Annotated in this window: 16 protein-coding genes; 11 read left to right on the forward strand and 5 right to left on the reverse strand. The window is 69.6% G+C overall.

The genetic code is table 11. From position 1 onward, the window contains the following. The first annotated feature begins 98 nt into the window (after positions 1-98). The gene (locus tag ACWTPI_RS06960; RefSeq protein WP_029043276.1) at positions 99-1,004 is read left to right on the forward strand and encodes a ferritin-like domain-containing protein; all 906 of its coding nucleotides are present in this window, start codon (positions 99-101) and stop codon (positions 1,002-1,004) included. 7 nt (positions 1,005-1,011) lie between these two features. Here the strand turns inward: ACWTPI_RS06960 and ACWTPI_RS06965 are convergent, their stop codons facing one another. Both ACWTPI_RS06965 and ACWTPI_RS06970 read right to left on the reverse strand, forming a co-directional pair. Further along, positions 1,012-1,374 carry a hypothetical protein gene (locus tag ACWTPI_RS06965; protein WP_020201466.1) on the reverse strand — a complete coding sequence of 121 codons (363 nt, stop codon included), beginning with the start codon at positions 1,372-1,374 and terminating at the stop codon, positions 1,012-1,014. A gap of 580 nt (positions 1,375-1,954) precedes the next feature. Next, positions 1,955-3,688 (reverse strand): acyl-CoA synthetase, encoded by a 1,734-nt coding sequence (locus tag ACWTPI_RS06970; RefSeq protein WP_454731248.1) that lies wholly within the window; start codon positions 3,686-3,688, stop codon positions 1,955-1,957. A 162-nt stretch (positions 3,689-3,850) separates the two neighbouring features. Between ACWTPI_RS06970 and ACWTPI_RS06975 the strand changes: the two genes are divergently transcribed. Next, entirely contained in the window at positions 3,851-4,744 is an 894-nt protein-coding gene (locus ACWTPI_RS06975) for an alpha/beta fold hydrolase (protein ID WP_029043277.1), read from the forward strand. Positions 4,745-4,762: 18 nt separating this feature from the next. On the opposite strand, the gene ACWTPI_RS06980 is transcribed toward ACWTPI_RS06975, so the two are convergent. Then, positions 4,763-5,887: an NAD(P)/FAD-dependent oxidoreductase gene (locus tag ACWTPI_RS06980; RefSeq protein WP_454731249.1), complete on the reverse strand. Its 1,125-nt coding sequence runs from the start codon at positions 5,885-5,887 to the stop codon at positions 4,763-4,765. Positions 5,888-6,107: 220 nt separating this feature from the next. Between ACWTPI_RS06980 and ACWTPI_RS06985 the strand changes: the two genes are divergently transcribed. The 8 genes from ACWTPI_RS06985 to ACWTPI_RS07020 all read left to right on the forward strand — a co-directional run bounded on the left by ACWTPI_RS06985 (position 6,108) and on the right by ACWTPI_RS07020 (position 13,525). Further along, positions 6,108-6,953 carry a 3',5'-nucleoside bisphosphate phosphatase gene (locus ACWTPI_RS06985; RefSeq protein WP_020201470.1) on the forward strand — a complete coding sequence of 282 codons (846 nt, stop codon included), beginning with the start codon at positions 6,108-6,110 and terminating at the stop codon, positions 6,951-6,953. A gap of 141 nt (positions 6,954-7,094) precedes the next feature. After that, positions 7,095-7,718, forward strand: coding sequence for an L-threonylcarbamoyladenylate synthase (locus ACWTPI_RS06990; RefSeq protein WP_020201471.1), 624 nt, complete (start codon positions 7,095-7,097; stop codon positions 7,716-7,718). Between the two features lie 67 nt (positions 7,719-7,785). Next, positions 7,786-8,451, forward strand: a complete 666-nt coding sequence (locus ACWTPI_RS06995; protein ID WP_020201472.1) for a site-2 protease family protein — start codon at positions 7,786-7,788, stop codon at positions 8,449-8,451. An 88-nt stretch (positions 8,452-8,539) separates the two neighbouring features. Then, positions 8,540-9,742, forward strand: a complete 1,203-nt coding sequence (locus ACWTPI_RS07000) for a tryptophan--tRNA ligase (RefSeq protein ID WP_020201473.1) — start codon at positions 8,540-8,542, stop codon at positions 9,740-9,742. Next, the gene (locus ACWTPI_RS07005) at positions 9,739-10,356 is read left to right on the forward strand and encodes a class I SAM-dependent methyltransferase (protein ID WP_454731250.1); all 618 of its coding nucleotides are present in this window, start codon (positions 9,739-9,741) and stop codon (positions 10,354-10,356) included. Before ACWTPI_RS07000 ends, ACWTPI_RS07005 begins: the two co-directional genes overlap by 4 nt. Before the next feature lie 150 nt (positions 10,357-10,506). After that, on the forward strand, positions 10,507-11,391 hold the full coding sequence (gene dapA / locus ACWTPI_RS07010; protein WP_020201475.1) for a 4-hydroxy-tetrahydrodipicolinate synthase: 885 nt from the start codon (positions 10,507-10,509) through the stop codon (positions 11,389-11,391). Positions 11,392-11,439: 48 nt separating this feature from the next. After that, positions 11,440-12,657: an outer membrane protein assembly factor BamC gene (gene bamC / locus ACWTPI_RS07015; RefSeq protein WP_029043279.1), complete on the forward strand. Its 1,218-nt coding sequence runs from the start codon at positions 11,440-11,442 to the stop codon at positions 12,655-12,657. Positions 12,658-12,736: 79 nt separating this feature from the next. Further along, entirely contained in the window at positions 12,737-13,525 is a 789-nt protein-coding gene (locus ACWTPI_RS07020; RefSeq protein WP_020201477.1) for an MBL fold metallo-hydrolase, read from the forward strand. A 112-nt stretch (positions 13,526-13,637) separates the two neighbouring features. Here ACWTPI_RS07020 and ACWTPI_RS07025 read toward each other — a convergent pair whose 3' ends face one another. After that, positions 13,638-13,868, reverse strand: coding sequence for a hypothetical protein (locus ACWTPI_RS07025; protein WP_081651328.1), 231 nt, complete (start codon positions 13,866-13,868; stop codon positions 13,638-13,640). Between the two features lie 199 nt (positions 13,869-14,067). Next, positions 14,068-15,276, reverse strand: a complete 1,209-nt coding sequence (locus tag ACWTPI_RS07030; protein ID WP_196812842.1) for a cupin domain-containing protein — start codon at positions 15,274-15,276, stop codon at positions 14,068-14,070. A gap of 11 nt (positions 15,277-15,287) precedes the next feature. Between ACWTPI_RS07030 and ACWTPI_RS07035 the strand changes: the two genes are divergently transcribed. Continuing rightward, the gene (locus ACWTPI_RS07035; RefSeq protein WP_059412930.1) at positions 15,288-15,818 is read left to right on the forward strand and encodes an FKBP-type peptidyl-prolyl cis-trans isomerase; all 531 of its coding nucleotides are present in this window, start codon (positions 15,288-15,290) and stop codon (positions 15,816-15,818) included. Positions 15,819-15,890 lie beyond the last annotated feature (72 nt).

The raw sequence follows: 15,890 nt of genomic DNA on the forward strand, positions 1-15,890 counted from the left end.
AGGTTCGCGGGAGGGCGGCGGCGGGGACGCGCGATGTGGCGGATGCCGGCCGCGCCGAGCGCCGGCCCTACAATGGCGGCAACCCGGATTTTACGCTGATGGCAGCCAACCTGAACGACACCCCCCGCGCGGCCGAGCCCGCTTTCCCGGACGCCGCCGCCGCGGCCACCCCCGGCCTGCCGGATTTCACCGGCCTGTCGCTGCGCCGGCAGGCGCTGGCCATCCTGTGCCTGCGCGACGCCCGGCAGAAGGCGGCGGCCACGCGCCGCATGCGCCAGGCCGCCGCGGGCATGGCGCCGGAAGCACTCGGCGCCGGCGAAACCCTCACGGCCACGCTGCCGCTGCCGGGCCGCCCCGAGCGGCCGGAACTGGTGGCGCCGCAGCGCGTGGAGCGGCGCCGCTCGATCCATACGCCGGCCGGGCGGGCCGCCATGATCCACGCGCTGGCGCACATCGAGTTCAACGCCATCAACCTCGCGCTCGACGCCCTCTGGCGCTTCGGCGGCATGCCGGCCGGGTTCTACCTCGACTGGCTGCGCGTGGCCGACGAGGAGGCGCTGCACTTCACGCTGCTGGCCGACCACCTCGCCACGCTGGGCGCCAGCTATGGCGATTTCCCGGCGCACAACAGCCTGTGGGAGATGGCCGACAAGACCGCCGGCGACGTGCTGGCGCGCATGGCGCTGGTGCCGCGCACGCTCGAGGCGCGCGGGCTGGATGCCTCGCCGCCGGTGCGGGCGAAGCTGGCCGCCGCTGGCGACCATGAGGCCGCCGCCATCATCGACATCATCCTGCGCGACGAAGTCGGCCACGTGGCCATCGGCAACCGCTGGTACCGCTGGCTGTGCGCCGGGCGCGGGCTGGATCCGGTCGCCGCCTATGGCGAGCTGGCGGCGCGCTACCAGGCGCCGCGCCTGCGCCCGCCCTTCAACCTCGAGGCGCGCCGCGCGGCCGGCTTCGACGACGCCGAGCTCGCGTGGCTCGAGGCGCAGGCCGCTCGGTAATGCCCGCTCAGTAATACTCGGCCATCACGACCAGGCCCTGCTGGCCACCGTCCGGATCGCTCTTCCTCACGAAGCGCGCCGTCTCGACCGAGGCGCGCGCCGACTTCAACTGCACGGACTTGCCGGGCATCAGCGGCACGGCGGCGAACTCGGCGGCCTGGGCGCCGTTCTGCGGGCAGCTTACCGAGGCGCTGCCGGAGCCGGCGCTCATCTGCGTCATGCACGACGGCGCGACGATGGCGCCGCGGAAGAAGATCACGCCGCCGGCGCCCCACGCCGGGACCGAGAGCAGCGCGCACGCCAGCGCCAGCGTCAGGCGGTGCTTGAGGTTGCGGATGGAGGCGTTGCCGGTGCGTGCATGCGTGCTCATGGTGATCCCCTTTTGGTCATTGAGCCCAGGAAAATTCGTAAAGCCTTGTCGGAAATTTCTTCTTGTTTGATAGGAAGTTTATTTTCTGTTTGTAGGAAATTCAACTTAGAAAAGATGAATTTTCCTACGTCTATTCGTTCGTTGTTGTGTTAAGTCAATCGGCCTTTTATGCGGGTTTTCAGCATCTTGATATTGGAATAAACAACATCTAGATGGGATTTATCCTAATTTTAATGATGCGGATTAAGAATAATCATTGGATAGTTTTTCGATGATTTTTCTTTAAGAGTTGTCTTATAAATAAGATAAATTCCATGCCATCCGATGCGACTGGCCTGCCATGAACGGTATTTCGCCGACATGACCTGCGCTTTGACTGTGCGATCGGCAACGTGGCCACCTGTCTTCGCTAACGTCAACTTTGGCGAATACTTGACACGGGAATCCACCAGTGCGGATGCCTGCCGGGCAGAGTGGGGAAAAGAGGGGAAAAGATGCGGGGGGAGGGGAAGTGCGGGGAGGTGGCGCAGACCGGCCACGCAGGCGCCGGCGGGCCGGCGCGCGCATGGCCTGCCGGGGGCTAGTGCGCCGGCGTCGTGCCGCGCTGCGCTTCCATCTCGCGCAGCACGCGGCGCTGGATCTTGCCGGTGGTGGTCATCGGCAACTGCGCGATGAACTCGATGGTCTTGGGGTACTCGTAGGGCGCGAGCAGGCCGCGCACGTGCTGCTGCAGCGCCGCGGTCAGGTCGGCGTCGGCCTGCGCGGAGCGGGCCACCGACGGCTGCAGCACGACGAACGCCTTCACCACGGCGCCGCGCTCCGGGTCCGGCGACGGCACCACGGCGCAGTTCGACACGGCCGGATGCTTGAGCAGGCAGTTCTCGATCTCGCTCGGGCCGATGCGGTAGCCCGACGACTTGAAGACGTCGTCGGCGCGGCCCTGGTACCACAGGTAGCCGTCGGCGTCGGCGCGGGCGAGGTCGCCGGTGCGGCACCAGCGCAGGCCGCCGTGCTCGACGAACCGGTCCCGCGTGGCGGCCTCGTTGCGCCAGTAGCCGAGGAAGAACACCGGGTCGGGGTGGCCGTGCCGGTCGGTGTCGCACACGGCGATCTCGCCGGTTTCGCCGGGCGCGCACGGCCGGCCGTCCTCGTCGACCACGGCCAGCCGGTGGCCCGGATACGGGCGGCCCATCGAGCCGGCGCGCGCCGGCCAGCCGAGCTCGCCGTCGTCGTTCTGCGCGGTGCAGTTGCCCACGATGTAGTTGATCTCGGTCTGGCCGAACATCTCGTTGACCACCACGCCGAGCGCGTCGCGGCACCACGCGAACACGGTCTCGCCGACCGCCTCGCCGGCGCTCATCAGCGCGCGCAGGTGCAGGCGGTACTGGCCGCGCGGCGCCGGGCAGGTCTTCATCATCTGCTTGAGCGCGGTCGGGAACAGGAAGGTGTTGGTGACGCGGTAGCGCTCCAGCAGCGCGAACGCCACCTGCGCCGAGAAGCGGCCCTGGTAGCCCACGATGGACTGGCCGAAGTACAGCGCCGGCATCAGCGCGTCCCACAGGCCGCCGGTCCAGGCCCAGTCGGCCGGGCTCCAGAACACGTCGCCCTCGCGCGGATACCAGTTCTGCGAGCAGACGAAGCCGGTCAGGTTGCCGATCAGCGCGCGGTGCGGGATCACCGCGCCCTTGGGCGGCCCGGTGGTGCCGCTGGTGTAGATCAGCACGGCCGCTTCGTCGGCCTTGGTCAGCTCGGCGGTGAAGTCCGGCAACTGCGCCGCCAGCAGCGCGTCCCAGCCGTGCCCGGCGCGGGCCGCGGCCGCGCCCACGCCGATCACCGCGGCAAGCGCCGGGCATTCGGGGCGCGCGGCCAGCACGTTGTCGATGGCGCTCTCGTCGGCGATCGCCACGCGCGCCTCGCTGTGCCGGAAGCGGAAGGCCAGCGCTTCCGGCCCGAACAGCATCGACAGCGGCATGGCGATGGCGCCGAGCTGGTAGATCGCCATATGCGCGATGACCGTCTCGATGCGCTGCGGCATGACGATGCCGACGCGGTCGCCGCGCGCCACGCCGAGCGCGCGCAGCGCGCGCGACAGGCGGTTCGCCTCGGCCTGGATGTGGGCGTAGCTGTAGCTGGCGCGGCGGCCGTCCTCGTGCTCGGTGTAGACCGCGATGCGGCTGGCGCTGGCGGGGTCGCGCGCCCAGCGGCCGCAGCAGGCTTCGGCGAGGTTGAAGTGCTCCGGCACGTGCCAGCGGAAGCTGTCGTACAGCGCGCGGTAGTCGTCGCGCCGGCTGGCGGGCAGGGCGGATGCGGTCATGCAGGTCTCCTGTTTTCTGGCGTTCGCGCGGCGGCGTGGCGGCGGCATCGAGGCAGCGGGTGCCGCTATAATCGCCTGAGCGAACGATCGTTCTATTTTTATCGCGCCTCCCCGTTGTCGCGGGTGAAGGCGCCGGCCGGAAAGGGACCGGGGGAGACCACCATGACAATCAGAGAAACCTCGCGCTCGGAATTTATCACGTTGCGCGGGCTCGCCATGCACGTGCGCCACTGGGGCCGGGCGGGCGCGCCGAAGCTGTTCGCGCTGCACGGCTGGATGGACGTGGCGGCCTCGTTCCAGTTCATGGTGGACGCGCTGGCGGGCGACTGGCACGTGATCGCGCCGGACTGGCGCGGCTTCGGCCAGACCGCCTGGCCGACCCGCCATCCGGGCACCGAGTCGTACTGGTTCCCCGACTACATCGCCGACCTCGAGGCGGTGCTCGACCACTTCCAGCCCGGCGAGCCGGTCAACCTCGTGGGCCACAGCATGGGCGCCAACGTGGCCTGCTTCTACGCCGGCATCCGTCCCGCGCGGGTGCGCCGCGTGGTGGACCTGGAAGGCTTCGGCATGACCGCCACGCGCGCGGAGCAGGCGCCGGGGCGCTACGCGCTCTGGCTCGACGAGCTGCGCGCGCGCCCCGCGCTCAAGACCTACGACAGCGTGGCCGCGGTGGCCGCGCGGCTGCAGAAGACCAACCCGCGCCTGCCCGACGACCGCGCCGCCTTCCTGGCCGCGCACTGGTCGGCGCGCAATGCCGGGGGCCGCTGGGAGATCCTGGGCGATCCGGCGCACAAGATGGTCAATCCGGTGCTTTACCGGCTCGACGAGGTGATGGCGATCTGGGCGCAGGCCACCGCGCCGGTGCTGCACGTGGAGGCGCGCGACTCGCAGACGCTGAGCCACATCGCGCGCGGGCAGCCGCTCGACGAATTCCGGCAGCGCTTCAAGGCGTTCCGCGATTTCCGCGAGGCGGTCATCGACGACGCGGGCCACATGCTGCACCACGACCAGCCGCGCGCGGTGGCGGCGCTGGTCGACGACTTCTGCGCGTGAGGCGCGCCCGCGCCGGGTTCAGGCGTGCGTGAGCTTGTCCTTGAGCGCGGCGTTGTTGCTGGTGTGCACGTGCACCAGCGCCTTTTCCGGGAAGGCGTAGTGATAGGCCTTGCGCAGCGCCAGCGCGGCCTCGTGGAAGCCGGACAGGATCAGCTTCTGCTTGTTCGGGTAGAAGGCGATGTCGCCGGCGGCGAAGATGCCGCGGCGCGAGCTTTCGTAGGTGGTGGTGTCCACCACGATGCGCCCGGCGCGCATGTCGAGATCCCAGTGCGCGATCGGGCCCGGCTCCGACACCAGCCCGTACAGCGCCACCAGTTCGTCCGCGGGCAGGCTCACGGTGTCGTCGCGCGTGCGGATGTCCACGCCGGTCAGCGTGTCGCCCTCGGTCTTGAGCGCGCCCAGCATGCCTACCACGAAATCCATCTCGCCGGCCGCCACGGCCGCGCGCATTTCCGCCACCGTGCCGTCGGCGGCGCGGAAGCCCTCGCGCCGGTGCAGCAGGGTGACGCGCGCGGCCACCTTGCGCAGCGCCAGCGCCCAGTCCAGTGCGGAGTCGCCGCCGCCGGCCACCACCACGCGCCTGCCGGCGAAGCGCGCCACGTCGCGCACCGCGTAGTGCAGGTGGCGGTCTTCCAGCGCGGCGGCCTCGGGCAGCGCCACGCGCTGCGGGGCGAAGGCGCCGGCGCCGGCGCAGATCAGCACGGCGGCCACGTCGAAGCGCCTGCCGCCGTCGGTGGTGACCAGCAGGCGCGGCGGATGCGCGTGGCCGGCGTCGGGCGCGGCCGGCGCGGCCGGCGCGGCCTCGCCGGCGCGGGCGATCTCCTCCAGGCCGTTGGCGCGCTCGTTGAAGTGCATCGGGAACGCGAACGGCGCGCACTGCTCGAGCAGGCGGTCCACCAGGTCCTGCGCCAGGCAGCCGGGCACCGCGGGGATGTCGTAGATCGGCTTCTCGGGATAGAGCTCGGCGCACTGGCCGCCGGCGCGGTCCAGCACGTCGACCAGCTCGCAGCGCAGGCCCAGCACGCCCGCCTGGAAGGCCGCGAACAGGCCGACCGGGCCGGCGCCGACGATCAGCACGTCGGTGCGGGTCACGCCGTCGGCGTGGGCGGAGTCGGCTGGAATGGCGGAAGCGTCGGTCGGCATGGCATGGCGGGCGGCGCGCTTGGCGCCGCCGGGCGGGAGGATCGAGAGGCCCCAACTATACCGCGCGGCGGGGCGCCGCCGGCCGACGCCAGCGTTGGCGGCAGGGCTATCGGGCCGTACCTCGGCCGCACCTCGGGCCGCCCCGCCGGACCGGCCGACCGGCGCGCGGCGGCGGCCGGCGCCGCGTGTGCGGCCTCGCGCGCGGGAGTAGAATGGCGGCATGCAGAACCCTCACGCCATCAACGCCGATCTCCATTGCCATTCCACCGTGTCCGACGGCATGCTGTCGCCGCGCGACGTGGCCGCGCGCGCCCATGCGGGCGGCGTGGCTTTCTGGGCGCTGACCGACCATGACGAGGTCGGCGGGCAGAGCGAGGCGCGCGCCGCCGCCGAGGCGCTCGGCATGCGCTTCGTGCCGGGCGTGGAGATCTCGGTGACGTGGGCCGGCCAGACCGTGCACATCGTCGGGCTGCAGATCAACCCGGCCTGCCCGGCGCTGGTCGAAGGGCTGGCCGCCACGCGCTCGGGCCGCGCGGCGCGCGCGCAGGACATCGGCGACGCGCTCGCGGCCATCGGCATCGAGGGCGCCTACGAAGGCGCGCTGCGCTACGTCGGCAACCCGGACCTGATCTCCCGCACGCATTTCGCGCGCTGGCTGGTGGACCAGGGGCGCTGCAAGACCATCAGCGACGTGTTCAGCGAATACCTCGGCGAAGGCCGCCCCGGTTATGTCGGGCACCGCTGGGCCCGGCTGGCCGACGCGGTGGGCTGGATCCAGGCCGCCGGCGGCATTCCCGTGATGGCGCATCCGGGCCGCTACGACTACACCCAGCTCCAGCACGACGCGCTGTTCGACGAGTTCGTGCAGCTCGGCGGCGCCGCGGTCGAGGTGGTGACGGGCAGCCATACGCCCGACCAGTACCGCAAGTATGCCGACGTCGCGCGCCGCTACGGCCTGCTGGCCTCGCGCGGCTCGGATTTCCACGGTCCCGGCGAAGGCCGCACCGAGCTGGGCGCGCTGCCGCCGCTGCCGTCGTCGGTCACGCCGGTCTGGCATGACTGGTAAGCCGGCCCGGCCCGCGGCCGCCCGGCGCTCCGATGGCCCGCCCCCGTCATGCGCACCGTCCGATCTTTTTCCCCGCAAGACCTGCCCGTCGCGCATGTCGCCTTCGCGCCGGGCCGGCGGCCTTTCGCCCTCCGACCGCCCATGTCCCAATATTTCGACATCCACCCGCTCAATCCGCAGCCGCGGCTGATCAAGCAGGCCGCGCAGATCATCGGCCAGGGCGGCCTGATCGCCCTGCCGACGGACTCCAGCTACGCGCTGGCCTGCCGGCTCGACGACAAGGCCGCGGTGGAGCGCCTGCGCCGCCTGCGCGGCATCGACGACAAGCACCACCTGACGCTGATGTGCAGCGACCTGTCCGAGCTGGGCAACTTCGCGCGCGTCGACAACCGCCAGTACCGCTGGCTCAAGGGCGCCACGCCCGGGCCCTACGTGTTCATCCTCGAGGCCACCAAGGAAGTGCCGCGGCGGCTGTCGCACCCGGCGCGCAAGACCATCGGCGTGCGCGTGCCCGACCACCCGATCCCGCTCGCGCTGCTGGCCGAGGTGGGCGAGCCGCTGATCTCGGCCACCCTGCAGCTGCCCGGCGACGAAGCCCCGCTCAACGAGCCCGAGGTGATCCGCGCGCGCCTCGAGAAGCTGCTCGACCTGGTGATCTGCGGCGGCGCCGCGCCGGCGCAGCCGACCACCGTGATCGACCTGACCAGCGGCGAGCCCGAGCTGATCCGGCAGGGCCGCGGCGACATCGGGCGCTTCGGCCTCTGAGCGCCGCCGGCGCGCTCCACGCGGGCGGCCGCCTCAGGCGCGCGGCGGCCCGGTACAATAGCGCCCCATGGATTCTTCCCTGATTCAGACCCTTGCGGTCTACGCCCTGCCGGTCCTGTTCGCCATCACGCTGCACGAAGCCGCCCACGGCTACGTGGCCAAGCTGTTCGGCGACAACACCGCCTATGTGATGGGCCGCGTCAGCATCAACCCGGCGCGGCACATCGATCCCATCGGCACCATCGCGGTGCCGCTGCTGCTCTATTTCATGACCAGCGGCCAGTTCGTGTTCGGCTACGCCAAGCCGGTGCCGGTCGCCTTCGACCGCCTGCGCAACCCGCGCTGGCACGGCATGTGGGTGGCGCTGGCCGGGCCGGGCAGCAACGTGCTGCAGGCCTTCCTGTGGGCGCTGATGGCGGTGGGGCTGGTGCTGGCGCAGGTGCAGGAGCCGTTCTTCAGCCAGATGGCGCGCGCCGGCGTGCTGGTCAACCTGGTGATGGCCGCCTTCAACCTGTTCCCGGTGCCGCCGCTGGACGGCGGCCGGGTGCTCACCGCGCTGCTGCCGCAGCGGCTCGCGCATGCCATCTCGCGCATCGAGCCCTACGGCATCTTCGTGGTGCTGGCGCTGGTGGCCGCCGGCGTGATCACCAAGGTCTGGATGCAGCCGGTGATGGGCGTGCTCAGCGGGCTGGTGCAGCTGATGCTGCAACCCGTGCTGGCGCTGGTGCAATAGCACGCCGCCGGGCCGCGCCCGGCGCGCCGCATCCGACCTGCCATACCGAGTACCGAGTACCGAATCCCCATCAAAAGCACAGACAGACATGTTTCCCGACCGCGTTCTCTCCGGCATGCGGCCTACCGGTGCGCTGCACCTGGGCCACTACCACGGCGTCCTGAAAAACTGGGTCCAGTTGCAGGCCGAATACCCGTGCTTCTTCTTCGTGGCGGACTGGCACGCGCTGACCACCCACTATGAATCGCCCGAGGTGATCGGCGAGTCGGTGTGGGAGATGCTGATCGACTGGCTCGCGGCCGGCGTCGATCCCGAGCGCGCCACGCTGTTCATCCAGAGCCGCGTGCCCGAGCACGCCGAGCTGTTCCTGCTGCTGGCGATGGGCACGCCGCTGGGCTGGCTGGAACGGGTGCCGACCTACAAGGACCAGATCGAGAAGCTCAAGGACAAGGACCTGTCCACCTACGGCTTCCTCGGCTATCCGCTGCTGCAGGCGGCCGACATCCTGATCTACCGCGCCGGCCGCGTGCCGGTGGGCGAGGACCAGGTGCCGCACGTGGAGATCACGCGCGAGATCGCGCGCCGCTTCAACTACCTGTACGGCCGCCAGCCCGGCTTCGAGGAACGCGCGCAGGAAGCCGCCAGGAAGCTGGGCGGCAAGCGCACCAGGGCCTATCTCGAGCTGCGCCGCGCCTACCAGGAGCAGGGCAAGGCCGAGGCGCTGGACGAGGGCGCGGCGCTGGTGGCGCAGTCGCAGAGCCTGGCCGCGGAAGACCGCGAACTGCTGCTGGGCTACCTGGGCGGCTCGCGCAAGACCATCCTGGTCGAGCCGCAGGCGCTGCTGACCGCGGCCTCGCGCATGCCGGGGCTGGACGGGCAGAAGATGTCCAAGTCCTACGGCAACACCATCCGCATGCGCGAGGACAAGGCCTCGGTGGAGAAAAAGGTGCGCACCATGCCGACCGATCCGGCGCGCGTGCGCCGCACCGACGCCGGCGATCCGGCGCGCTGCCCGGTGTGGCAGCTGCACCAGGTCTACTCGGACGCGCCCACGCGCGAGTGGGTGGAGCCGGGCTGCCGCAGCGCCGCCATCGGCTGCATCGAATGCAAGCAGCCCGTGATCGACGGCATCCTGCGCGAGCAGCAGCCGATGCTGGAGCGCGCGCAGAAGTACATGGACGATCCCGCGCTGCTGCGCGACATCGTCGCGCACGGCTGCGACCGGGCCAGCCAGGTGGCGCGCGAGACCATGCGCGACGTGCGCGCGGCGATGGGGCTGGGATATCAATGAACAGCGCGATGAACCACGCCGCCACCGCCGCGCCGCCCTCGCCGTGGGTGCTGCGCTGGGCGCACCTGGCGCGCGCGGGCGGCCGCGTGCTCGACCTCGCCTGCGGTAGTGGCCGCCATGCGGCGTGGTTCGCCGCGCGCGGGCATGCCGTGCTGGGCGTCGACCGCGACGGCGCGGCGCTGGCCGCGCTGCCCGCCGGCATCGAGACGCTGCAGGCCGACCTGGAGCAGGGCGCGTGGCCGCTGGCCGGACGCGCGCCGTTCGACGCCATCGTGGTGACGAACTACCTGCACCGGCCGCTGTGGCCGCACCTGATCGCCGCGCTGGCGCCGGGCGGCGTGCTGATCTACGAGACCTTCGCCGCCGGCAACGAGACCGTGGGCAAGCCCTCCAACCCGGATTTCCTGCTGCGGCCGGGCGAACTGCTGGACGCGGTGCGCGGCGGGCTGCGTGTGGTCGCCTATGAGGATGGCGTGCTGGAAGTGCCTAGAACTGCCTTTGTGCAGCGCCTGTGCGCGGTGCGCGAGGCGGCGAGGGAGGGTGAGGGCAAGGGCGGAGGCGAGGGTGGCCAGGCAGGCGCCGGCGCGCCGCCACGCTATCTTCTGCCCGGCTGAAGTGCGGCCAGGGCTATGCGCCCGCACGCCCGGCGAGACCCGGACTTCACGCGCTGAACCGGCTTGGGTTTTCCCGGGTCGAAGCAGCGGTCGGAAGGCCCGGGCGATCCGGTACAATCGCGGTATTCGTTTCCCGAATTCTCAAACGTTATGACACAGATTAACGGCAGCATCGTCGCGATCGTGACGCCGATGCAGGAAGATGGCAGCCTGGATTTCCCCGCGCTGCGCGCCCTGATCGACTGGCACGTGGCCGAGGGCACCGACGGCATCGTGATCGTCGGCACCACCGGCGAGTCGCCCACCGTGACGGTGGACGAGCACTGCGAGCTGATCCGCGTGGCCGTGGAGCAGGCCGACAAGCGCATCCCGATCATCGCGGGCACCGGCGGCAACTCCACCAGCGAGGCGATCGAACTGACCGCCTTCGCCAGGAAGGTCGGCGCCGATGCCTCGCTGCAGGTCGTGCCGTACTACAACAAGCCGACCCAGGAAGGCATGTACCGCCATTTCCGCACCATCGCGGAAAGCGTGGACCTGCCGGTGGTGCTGTACAACGTGCCGGGCCGCACCGTGGCCGACATGCAGCCCGAGACCGTCCTGCGCCTGGCGCAGGTGCCGGGCATCATCGGCGTGAAGGAAGCCACCGGCAACATCGACCGCGCCGCGCAACTGATCAAGGACGCGCCGCAGGGCTTCGCCATCTACAGCGGCGACGACCCCACCGCGATCGCGCTGATGCTGCTCGGCGGCCACGGCAATATCTCGGTCACGGCCAACGTGGCGCCGCGCAAGATGCACGAGTTGTGCGTGGCTGCCCTGAAGGGCGACGCCATCGCCGCGCGTCGCATCCACATGGAACTGGTTGCGCTGAACAAGGCGATGTTCGTCGAGGCCAACCCGATTCCCGTCAAGTGGGCACTCCAGCAAATGGGCAAGATGCAGGGCGGTATCCGCCTCCCGCTCACCCCGCTGTCACCGGAATACCACGACGTGGTGCGCAAGGCGCTGTCGGATGCCGGCCTGCTCGGCTGAGATCCCGCGGTACCCTGCCGTTGTCCCATCAACTAGGATTGCGTGTCAATGAAACTCAAGCTTAACCGCCGCGGCGCAACGCAAGTTCGCCGTGCCGCCCTGGTCTTGCCCGTGCTGGTGGCCAGCGCGATGTCCGCGTGCAGCAGCATCAACGATGCGATGGCACCGGACAAGATCGACTACAAGGCCAACGCCAAGCGCACCTCCACGCTCGACGTGCCGCCCGACCTGACCAAGATCGAAGGCGACCGCCGCTACTCCGTGCCCGACCAGAACGGCACCTCCACGCTGTCGACCTACAACCAGTCGACCAAGGTGGCGCAGCAGCAGGTCGGCACCGAGAACGTGCTGCCGTCCACGCAGGGCGTGCGCATGGAGCGCGACGGCAACCAGCGCTGGCTGGTGATCAGCAACGGCATGCGTCCGGACCAGTTGTGGCAGTCGCTGCGCGAGTTCTGGCAGGAGAGCGGTTTCCTGCTGGTGCAGGACTCGCCCGAGACCGGCATCATGGAAACGGACTGGGCCGAGAACCGCGCCAAGATTCCGCAGGACTTCATCCGCAACACCATCGGCAAGGTCTTCGACGGCCTGTACTCGACCTCCGAGCGCGACAAGTTCCGCACGCGCCTGGAGCGCACGCAGAACGGCAACCTGGAGGTCTACATCAGCCACCGCGGCGCGCAGGAGCAGCTGACCGGCATCGACAAGTCGCAGACGGTGTGGACCCCGCGCCCGTCCGATCCCGAGCTGGAAGCGGAATTCCTCTCGCGCTTCGCGCAGCGCCTCGGCGTGCAGAAGGAGCAGGCCGACCGCATGGCCAAGAACGGCGGCGCGCCGGCGGCAGCGGCGTCCGGCGCGGCCGCCGCGCCCGTGGTGGCGGCCAAGGCGCCCGCGGCCGGCAGCAACCTGACCCAGGTCAACGGCAGCCAGGCGCTGCAGCTGGCCGAGCCGTTCGACCGCGCCTGGCGTTCGGTCGGGCTGGCGCTGGACCGCGTCAACTTCACGGTGGAAGACCGCGACCGCGCGCAGGGCCTGTACTACGTGCGCTACGTCGATCCGCGCGACACCGTGGACAACCGCGGCTTCTTCTCCAAGCTGTTCGTCAGGACCGGCTCCGAGGACAGCAAGCGCGCCAAGAAGTACCGCGTGGCGCTCAAGGGCGACGGCACCGGCACCACGGTGACGGTGCAGAACGACGCCGGCCAGCCGGAAAGCACCGAGGTCGGCAAACGCATCCTCTCGCTGCTCGACGAGCAACTGCGCTGAGCGCGGTGCAGGTCGTGCCAGCACACCCGCGGCGTCCTGCCGCGGGAGGCTCCCGCAAGCTGCCGCGCGAGGCCGGCGCATGATGCGCTTCGCCTTTCTCGGCAGCGGCAGCGAGGGCAATTCCCTGTTGATCGAAGCGCGCGAGGGCAGCGCCACCACACGGGTGCTGCTCGACTGCGGTTTCGGCATCCGCGAGACCGCGCGCCGGCTCGAGCGGCTCGGCGTCACGCCGGACCAGCTCGACGCGGTGCTGGTCACGCACGAGCATGGCGACCACGTCGGCTCGGCCTATGCGTTCGCCTCGCGCCACGACCTGGCGGTCTACACCAGCCACGGCACCTGGCTGGCCACCTCGCACCTGCGCGGGGCCGAGACGGCCGACGTGCGGGTTTGCTGCGCCGACCATCCGCTGGCCATCGGCGCGCTCCAGATCCTGCCGTACACGGTGCCGCACGACGCGCGCGAGCCGCTGCAGTTCGTGCTTGGCGACGGCGACGCGAAGCTCGGCGTGCTGACCGACGCCGGCATGGAAACGCCGTACATCACCGCGCGCCTGTCGGGCGTGCACGCGCTGGTGCTCGAGTGCAACCATGACCGCGAGATGCTGCGCAACTCCGCCTATCCGGCCTCGCTGAAGCGGCGCATCGGCGGCGATTTCGGCCACCTCGCCAACGAGGTCGCGGCCGGGATCCTGGCGCGCGTGGCGCACCCGGGACTCCAGCGCGTGGTGGCGGCGCACCTGAGCCAGCAGAACAATACGCGGGAACTGGCGACGCAGGCGCTGGCGGGAGCACTTTCCGCGGCGGCCAGCGAGATCCTGGTGGCGGACCAGCACGAAGGGCTGGGCTGGCAGCCGGTCAGGGCCTGAATCCGGGGCGCCGCCGCGCGTGTGGCTGCCATGCGACAGCCGGTGCGGAAACGAACCGCATGGACGAAAAAAAGCCGACCCGAAGGTCGGCTTTCTTATCGGTCGAGACCGATTACTGCTTTGCAGCAGGAGCCGAAGCGTCGGCAGCGGGAGCCGAAGCGTCAGCGGCCGGAGCCGAAGCGTCAGCAGCCGGGGCAGCAGCGGGAGCCGAAGCTTCCGGTGCCGGAGCAGCAGCGGCGGGAGCCGAAGCTTCCGGTGCGGGAGCGGCGGCTTCTTCTTTCTTGCCGCAAGCGGCGAGAGCAACGGCGGCGAGCAGCGATGCGATCAGGAGAGACTTCTTCATTGTTCGTCCTTTAACTTTAATAACAGAAAAACAGGCGATGAATAATTACCGGTAATTATCGCTCTTGAACTGCAAAATAGAGGCTCTCCCGGGTGCCGACAAATGCAGTGGTACACAGTACTAGCCAGCCGACGATTATATCCGCGTTTTCCCGGCTTGTGTAGCGCTGTCTTTTCCTGTTTTTGCTTGTTACGGATTATTACAGCGGAGATGGCGCAAATTGCAGCCAACCCTCCAGCGCCCAGTGATGAAAGGTCTCCATCAGGTCGGGCAGAGCGGCGCTGGCGGCCACTTCGGCGGCACTCAGATGGCGCCGGTCGGCCAGTTGGCGCAGCCAGCGCGCCAGTTCCGCGGGCGGTTCGTAGGCTTCGCCGTTGATAAAGAAATGGGTGCGGTCGTACAGCGCGATCGATCCCGGCGCCAGCACGATGCCGTGAGATAGTGCCAGCTTGGTGTATTTCTTCAGCGTGATTTCCGGTATCTCCGGGAATTCCACGCTCGGCTTCGGCTCGGAAAGGTGGGTGCCCAGAAACTCGGAAATCATGCTACCCGACCAACGAAGGGCACCGAGGCGCTCGCCGACCGCGCGCACCATGCCGGCCGGCAATTGCGCCGGCCGCGCGGTGGCGGCCTCGCCCGGGTCCGCGTAGCGGCCCTCGAGTTCCTCGTTGTCCTCGACCGTCTCCGACAGCCAGGCCAGGAAATGCCCGGCCAGCTCGCGGTAGGCCGGCGCGCGGAAGCCGACGGAGTAGGTCATGCACTCGCCCTCGGCCACGCCGTCGTGCGCGTATTGCGGCGGCAGGTAGAGCATGTCGCCGGGCTCCAGCACCCATTCCTGCTCGGGCGTGAAGTCGGCCAGGATCTTGAGCGGCAGGTCCGGCACCAGGTCGAGCCGGGGCTGGGACGAGATGCGCCAGCGCCGCCGGCCCGATACTTGCAGCAGGAACACGTCGTAGGAGTCGAAATGCGGACCCACGCCGCCGCCGTCGGTGGCGTAGCTGACCATCAGGTCGTCAAGGCGCGCATCGGGGGCGAAACGGAATTGCCCCAGCAATGCCGCGGCTGCACTATCGTGGAGGTTGACGCCCTGCACCAGCAGGGTCCATTGGCGCGTCTTGAGCGAGGGCAGGTTGTCGGCGGCGAAGGGGCCCTGCTCGAGCTTCCAGCGGTTGCGGAAGTGCGACACCAGGCGGGACTCGACGTCGTCCCGGTCGGCCAGTTCGAAAAGGGACTCGCGCGATACCGGCGGCACGATTCCCGGTATGGCCTGTCGGATCAGCAGGGGCTTGCGGTGCCAGATATCGCGCATGAAAGCGGCCGGCGTCATGCCTCCCAGCAGGGGGAGCGGCACGTCTGGATCGACGGGGCCGGGGGGCAAGGCCTGCGCGTATAATGCGGAATCGTTCATGGAGTCAAGAATTGAAAATCGCTAAGAACACGGTGGTATCCGTGGTGTACAAGCTGTCGGATGCGCAGGGCAATCTGATCGAGGAATCGGATGAGCCGATGGTCTATTTGCACGGCGGCTATGATGGCACGTTCCCCAAGATCGAGGAAGCGCTGGAAGGCCACGAAGCCGGCTTCGAGACCCAGCTCCAGCTCGAGCCCGACGAAGCGTTCGGCGATTACGACGCCGAGATGGTCAAGGTGGAGCCGCGCGACCGCTTCCCCGAGCCGCTCGAGATCGGCATGCAGTTCGAGGGCGTGCCCGAGGACGGCGACGAAGACGATTCGATCATCTATACCGTGACCGACGTGGCCGAAGACAAGGTCGTGCTCGACGGCAACCATCCGCTGGCCGGCATGGCGCTGCGCTTCTGGCTGCAGGTGTCGGAAGTGCGCGAAGCCACCGACGACGAAGTCCAGCATGGCCACGCCCACGGCGCCTCGGGCGTCGAGGTGGTGGACGAGGACGAAGACGAGGATGACAGCAAGCGCACGCTGCACTGAGTGCGCACCGCCGCGCAGCACGTTCGCTCCCGAAAAGCCGGCTTTGCCGGCTTTTCGCTTTCATGGGCCACC

This window comes from Cupriavidus ulmosensis, from assembly GCF_977008105.1.

What these genes read in the sequence shown, in the direction of transcription:
- ACWTPI_RS06960 (WP_029043276.1), top strand. Translation starts at nt 99, where the DNA reads ATGGCAGCCAACCTGAACGACACCCCCCGCGCGGCCGAGCCCGCTTTC.
- ACWTPI_RS06965 (WP_020201466.1), bottom strand. Translation starts at nt 1,374, where the DNA reads ATGAGCACGCATGCACGCACCGGCAACGCCTCCATCCGCAACCTCAAG.
- ACWTPI_RS06970 (WP_454731248.1), bottom strand. Translation starts at nt 3,688, where the DNA reads ATGACCGCATCCGCCCTGCCCGCCAGCCGGCGCGACGACTACCGCGCG.
- ACWTPI_RS06975 (WP_029043277.1), top strand. Translation starts at nt 3,851, where the DNA reads ATGACAATCAGAGAAACCTCGCGCTCGGAATTTATCACGTTGCGCGGG.
- ACWTPI_RS06980 (WP_454731249.1), bottom strand. Translation starts at nt 5,887, where the DNA reads ATGCCGACCGACGCTTCCGCCATTCCAGCCGACTCCGCCCACGCCGAC.
- ACWTPI_RS06985 (WP_020201470.1), top strand. Translation starts at nt 6,108, where the DNA reads ATGCAGAACCCTCACGCCATCAACGCCGATCTCCATTGCCATTCCACC.
- ACWTPI_RS06990 (WP_020201471.1), top strand. Translation starts at nt 7,095, where the DNA reads ATGTCCCAATATTTCGACATCCACCCGCTCAATCCGCAGCCGCGGCTG.
- ACWTPI_RS06995 (WP_020201472.1), top strand. Translation starts at nt 7,786, where the DNA reads ATGGATTCTTCCCTGATTCAGACCCTTGCGGTCTACGCCCTGCCGGTC.
- ACWTPI_RS07000 (WP_020201473.1), top strand. Translation starts at nt 8,540, where the DNA reads ATGTTTCCCGACCGCGTTCTCTCCGGCATGCGGCCTACCGGTGCGCTG.
- ACWTPI_RS07005 (WP_454731250.1), top strand. Translation starts at nt 9,739, where the DNA reads ATGAACAGCGCGATGAACCACGCCGCCACCGCCGCGCCGCCCTCGCCG.
- dapA (WP_020201475.1), top strand. Translation starts at nt 10,507, where the DNA reads ATGACACAGATTAACGGCAGCATCGTCGCGATCGTGACGCCGATGCAG.
- bamC (WP_029043279.1), top strand. Translation starts at nt 11,440, where the DNA reads ATGAAACTCAAGCTTAACCGCCGCGGCGCAACGCAAGTTCGCCGTGCC.
- ACWTPI_RS07020 (WP_020201477.1), top strand. Translation starts at nt 12,737, where the DNA reads ATGATGCGCTTCGCCTTTCTCGGCAGCGGCAGCGAGGGCAATTCCCTG.
- ACWTPI_RS07025 (WP_081651328.1), bottom strand. Translation starts at nt 13,868, where the DNA reads ATGAAGAAGTCTCTCCTGATCGCATCGCTGCTCGCCGCCGTTGCTCTC.
- ACWTPI_RS07030 (WP_196812842.1), bottom strand. Translation starts at nt 15,276, where the DNA reads ATGAACGATTCCGCATTATACGCGCAGGCCTTGCCCCCCGGCCCCGTC.